The organism is Neobacillus citreus (genome assembly GCF_018343545.2).
Taxonomy (GTDB): domain Bacteria; phylum Bacillota; class Bacilli; order Bacillales; family Cytobacillaceae; genus Neobacillus; species Neobacillus citreus.
The window spans coordinates 1-5,526 of sequence record NZ_JAGYPE020000124.1; the positions used below are offsets into that span (position 1 = coordinate 1).

A 5,526-nucleotide genomic window follows, 5' to 3' on the forward strand; every position below is an offset into this window, starting at 1 on the left:
ACGTTGAGTCCGGCGGCGTCCTACTCTCCCACAAGGTCCCCCTTGCAGTACCATCGGCGCTGAGAGGCTTAGCTTCCGGGTTCGGAATGTGACCGGGCGTTTCCCTCTCGCTATGACCACCGGAACACTCTCGACCCAGATCCTGGATCAAAACCGTTCCTTCAGGTGTAGCTGAAGTATTCAGTTTGATTCCCGATCGTCTGTCGGGAACCACAAAGTGGACGCGAGCCCCACACCCGAGGGTGTGGGAAATCAGTGTGTTGTCAAGTCTTCGGCTTATTAGTACCGGTCAGCTCCACGGGTCGTTAGTCCCCGCTTCCACATCCGGCCTATCAACCCAGTAGTCTGCTGGGAGCCTCTCACACTCAAGGTGCATGGAAATCTCATCTCGAAGACGGCTTCCCGCTTAGATGCTTTCAGCGGTTATCCGGTCCGAACGTAGCTAATCAGCGGTGCCCTTGGCAGAACAACTGACACACCAGAGGTTCGTCCATCCCGGTCCTCTCGTACTAGGGATAGATCTTCTCAAATTTCCAACGCGCGCAGCGGATAGGGACCGAACTGTCTCACGACGTTCTAAACCCAGCTCGCGTACCGCTTTAATGGGCGAACAGCCCAACCCTTGGGACCTACTCCAGCCCCAGGATGCGACGAGCCGACATCGAGGTGCCAAACCATGCCGTCGATATGGACTCTTGGGCAAGATCAGCCTGTTATCCCCGAGGTACCTTTTATCCGTTGAGCGACAGCGCTTCCACAAGCCACTGCCGGATCACTAGTCCCGACTTTCGTCCCTGCTCGACCTGTCAGTCTCACAGTCAAGCTCCCTTGTGCACTTACACTCGCCACCTGATTGCCAACCAGGTTGAGGGAACCTTTGGGCGCCTCCGTTACTCTTTGGGAGGCAACCGCCCCAGTTAAACTACCCACCAGGCACTGTCCATGAACCCGATCAGGGTCCTACGTTAGACATCCAGAGTGACCAGAGTGGTATTTCAACAATGACTCCACGAACACTAGCGTGCCCGCTTCACAGTCTCCCACCTATCCTACACAAGCCACACCGAACACCAATACCAAGCTATAGTAAAGGTCACGGGGTCTTTCCGTCCTGCTGCGCGTAACGAGCATCTTTACTCGTAGTGCAATTTCGCCGAGTTCGCGGTTGAGACAGCTGGGAAGTCGTTACGCCATTCGTGCAGGTCGGAACTTACCCGACAAGGAATTTCGCTACCTTAGGATGGTTATAGTTACCACCGCCGTTTACTGGGGCTTAAATTCAGAGCTTCGCCCAAGGGCTAACCCTTCCTCTTAACCTTCCAGCACCGGGCAGGCGTCAGTCCGTATACATCGTCTTGCGACTTCGCACGGACCTGTGTTTTTAGTAAACAGTCGCTTCCCACTGGTCTCTGCGGCCTTCACCGCTCACGGAGCAAGTCCGGTCACGGTTCCGGCCCCCCTTCTCCCGAAGTTACGGGGGCATTTTGCCGAGTTCCTTAACCACGATTCTCTCGATCTCCTTGGTATTCTCTACCTGACCACCTGAGTCGGTTTCGGGTACGGGCAGCTAGAACCTCGCGTCGATGCTTTTCTCGGCAGCATAGGATCACTGATTTCCCCAAAACGGGTACGCGTCGGATCTCAGGCACACAGACGACGGATTTGCCTATCGTCAGCCCTACATCCTTACACCAGGTTCACCTTACGGATACCATCGCCTGGCTCAGCTACCTTCCTGCGTCACACCTGTTCATACGCTAGCCGCACCAGCATGGGGTCGAGCGTTAGACCGGACACCATCACCCCGAAGGGATCCGGAAAATCCGGGTTAGGACTCTTAGCACCACTGGATTAGCTTGGGCGGTTCTTCGCCGGTACGGGAATATCAACCCGTTGTCCATCGACTACGCCTGTCGGCCTCGCCTTAGGTCCCGACTTACCCAGGGCGGATTAACCTGGCCCTGGAACCCTTGGTCTTTCGGAGGACGGGTTTCTCACCCGTCTTTCGCTACTCATGCCTGCATTCTCACTCGTGTAGCGTCCACGGCTGGATTACTCCGCCGCTTCACTCGCCACACGACGCTCTCCTACCACTCCGCACGACTGAACCACGAAGGCTTGTCTGTGTGCGAAATCTACAACTTCGGCGGTGTGCTTGAGCCCCGTTACATTGTCGGCGCGGAATCACTTGACCAGTGAGCTATTACGCACTCTTTCAAGGGTGGCTGCTTCTAAGCCAACCTCCTGGTTGTCTATGCAACTCCACATCCTTTCCCACTTAGCACACGCTTAGGGGCCTTAGTTGGTAGTCTGGGTTGTTTCCCTCTCGACGATGAAGCTTATCCCCCACCGTCTCACTGCTGCGCTCTCACTCACCGGCATTCGGAGTTTGGCTGACGTCAGTAACCTGTTGAGGCCCATCGGCCATCCAGTAGCTCTACCTCCGGCGAGAAACACGCAACGCTGCACCTAAATGCATTTCGGAGAGAACCAGCTATCACGAAGTTTGATTGGCCTTTCACCCCTATCCACAGCTCATCCCCTCCATTTTCAACTGAAGTGGGTTCGGTCCTCCACGACGTCTTACCGTCGCTTCAACCTGGCCATGGATAGATCACTTCGCTTCGGGTCTAGGACATGCGACTGAATCGCCCTATTCAGACTCGCTTTCGCTACGGCTACCCCACACGGGTTAACCTCGCCACATATCGCTAACTCGCAGGCTCATTCTTCAAAAGGCACGCCGTCACACCAACAAGGGCGCTCCGACGGTTTGTAAGCAAACGGTTTCAGGTACTATTTCACTCCCCTCCCGGGGTACTTTTCACCTTTCCCTCACGGTACTTGTCCGCTATCGGTCATCTGGGAGTATTTAGGCTTATCAGGTGGTCCTGACAGATTCACACGGGATTTCTCGGGCCCCGTGCTACTTGGGATACACATCCGGCCATAACACCATTTCGTCTACGGGGCTGGCACCCACTACGGCCCGGCTTTCAAACCAGTTCGACTATGATGCGCTGTAACCGCCCCAGTCCGGCAGAACTGAGCGACGCGTCCCACAACCCCGACCATGCAACGCCCGCCGGCTATCACACATGATCGGTTTAGCCTCATCCGCTTTCGCTCGCCACTACTCACGGAATCACATGTTGTTTTCTCTTCCTGTGGGTACTGAGATGTTTCACTTCCCCACGTTCCCTCTACCCGCCCTATATATTCAGGCGGGAGTCACCAGGTCGACAAGTCGCCTGGCGGGGTTTCCCCATTCGGAAATCCTCGGCTCACAGCTCGATTATCAGCTCCCCGAGGCTTATCGCAGATTTCTACGTCCTTCTTCGGCTCCAGATGCCAAGGCATCCACCGTTTGCTCTTAGAAACTTGACCACAAAGATTAAAATTGCGATCGACTCATCACCACCACAACCCAAAAGAATTGCGATCGATCCGAGCGATCTAAGATGCTCGCGTCCACTGTGTAGTTCTCAACATACGATCGGCACCACACTCCCCCGACACGAACCGTGCCAGCTTCATGCAGCCCACCGAAGAACCCGCAACCAGACTCACGCCCAGTCACACGGCCCAACCCCCACACCCGAAAGCATGGGAAGCCTGGTCCCTCAGGACCCAACAACGTGCACCAGCCACCCGCGCTCACCACCAACCCGTTCCCAACCCACCAAAGCAGGCCGTACTGAGGCCGACAGCAACGCTGACGACTGCACTGTCAATGTTCCACCCATGAGCTAACCGTCGGACACGTTCGGCCCGAATCGGCGCCTGAACCAAAACCTGCAAGAGGCTGGTCAGATGCTCCTTAGAAAGGAGGTGATCCAGCCGCACCTTCCGGTACGGCTACCTTGTTACGACTTAGTCCTAATCACCGATCCCACCTTCGACGGCTCCTTCCACAAGGGTTAGGCCACCGGCTTCGGGTGTTACCGACTTTCATGACTTGACGGGCGGTGTGTACAAGGCCCGGGAACGTATTCACCGCAGCGTTGCTGATCTGCGATTACTAGCGACTCCGACTTCATGAGGTCGAGTTGCAGACCTCAATCCGAACTGAGACCGGCTTTTTGGGATTCGCTCCACCTTACGGTATCGCAGCCCTTTGTACCGGCCATTGTAGCATGCGTGAAGCCCAAGACATAAGGGGCATGATGATTTGACGTCATCCCCACCTTCCTCCGAGTTGACCCCGGCAGTCTCCTATGAGTCCCCGCCATAACGCGCTGGCAACATAGAACGAGGGTTGCGCTCGTTGCGGGACTTAACCCAACATCTCACGACACGAGCTGACGACAACCATGCACCACCTGTACACCGACCACAAGGGGGCAACCATCTCTGGCCGTTTCCGGTGTATGTCAAGCCTTGGTAAGGTTCTTCGCGTTGCATCGAATTAATCCGCATGCTCCGCCGCTTGTGCGGGCCCCCGTCAATTCCTTTGAGTTTTAGCCTTGCGGCCGTACTCCCCAGGCGGGGCGCTTAATGCGTTAGCTACGACACAGAAACCGTGGAAAGGTCCCTACATCTAGCGCCCAACGTTTACGGCGTGGACTACCAGGGTATCTAATCCTGTTCGCTCCCCACGCTTTCGCTCCTCAGCGTCAGTTACGGCCCAGAGATCTGCCTTCGCCATCGGTGTTCCTCCTGATATCTGCGCATTCCACCGCTACACCAGGAATTCCAATCTCCCCTACCGCACTCTAGTCTGCCCGTACCCACTGCAAGCCCGAGGTTGAGCCTCGGGATTTCACAGCAGACGCGACAAACCGCCTACGAGCTCTTTACGCCCAATAATTCCGGACAACGCTTGCACCCTACGTATTACCGCGGCTGCTGGCACGTAGTTAGCCGGTGCTTTTTCTGCAGGTACCGTCACTTACGCTTCTTCCCTACTAAAAGAGGTTTACAACCCGAAGGCCGTCATCCCTCACGCGGCGTTGCTGCATCAGGCTTTCGCCCATTGTGCAATATTCCCCACTGCTGCCTCCCGTAGGAGTCTGGGCCGTGTCTCAGTCCCAGTGTGGCCGGTCACCCTCTCAGGCCGGCTACCCGTCGTCGCCTTGGTGAGCCATTACCTCACCAACAAGCTGATAGGCCGCGAGTCCATCCCCAACCAAAAAATCTTTCCACCACCAGACCATGCGATCGGCGGTCATATCCAGTATTAGACGTCGTTTCCAACGCTTATCCCAGAGTCAGGGGCAGGTTACTCACGTGTTACTCACCCGTTCGCCACTAATCCACCCAGCAAGCTGGGCATCATCGTTCGACTTGCATGTGTTAAGCACGCCGCCAGCGTTCGTCCTGAGCCAGGATCAAACTCTCCGTAAAAAAATTACCAACCCACCACCGAAGCAGCAGGCCGAGTTGAAACTGACCGTAAAGACTGTCTACTGACAATCAATTCAATCCAAAAGGAATTGTCTCCGGACCGAGCAAGCTCGGCCACGGGGTCAAAATAATTGGCATTGACAATGTGCACGCTGTTGAGTTCTCAAGGACCAGACGCAC

General features: G+C 55.7%; 3 rRNA genes. All 3 read right to left on the minus strand.

Features of this window, described 5'->3' with window-relative positions:
- Positions 1-7: 7 nt before the first annotated feature.
- A 5S ribosomal RNA gene (gene rrf / locus KHB02_RS29325) occupies positions 8-124 on the minus strand.
- A gap of 135 nt (positions 125-259) precedes the next feature.
- Positions 260-3,387, minus strand: a 23S ribosomal RNA gene (locus KHB02_RS29330).
- A 437-nt stretch (positions 3,388-3,824) separates the two neighbouring features.
- Positions 3,825-5,346, minus strand: a 16S ribosomal RNA gene (locus KHB02_RS29335).
- Together the 16S, 23S and 5S rRNA genes form the textbook arrangement of a ribosomal RNA operon.
- Positions 5,347-5,526 lie beyond the last annotated feature (180 nt).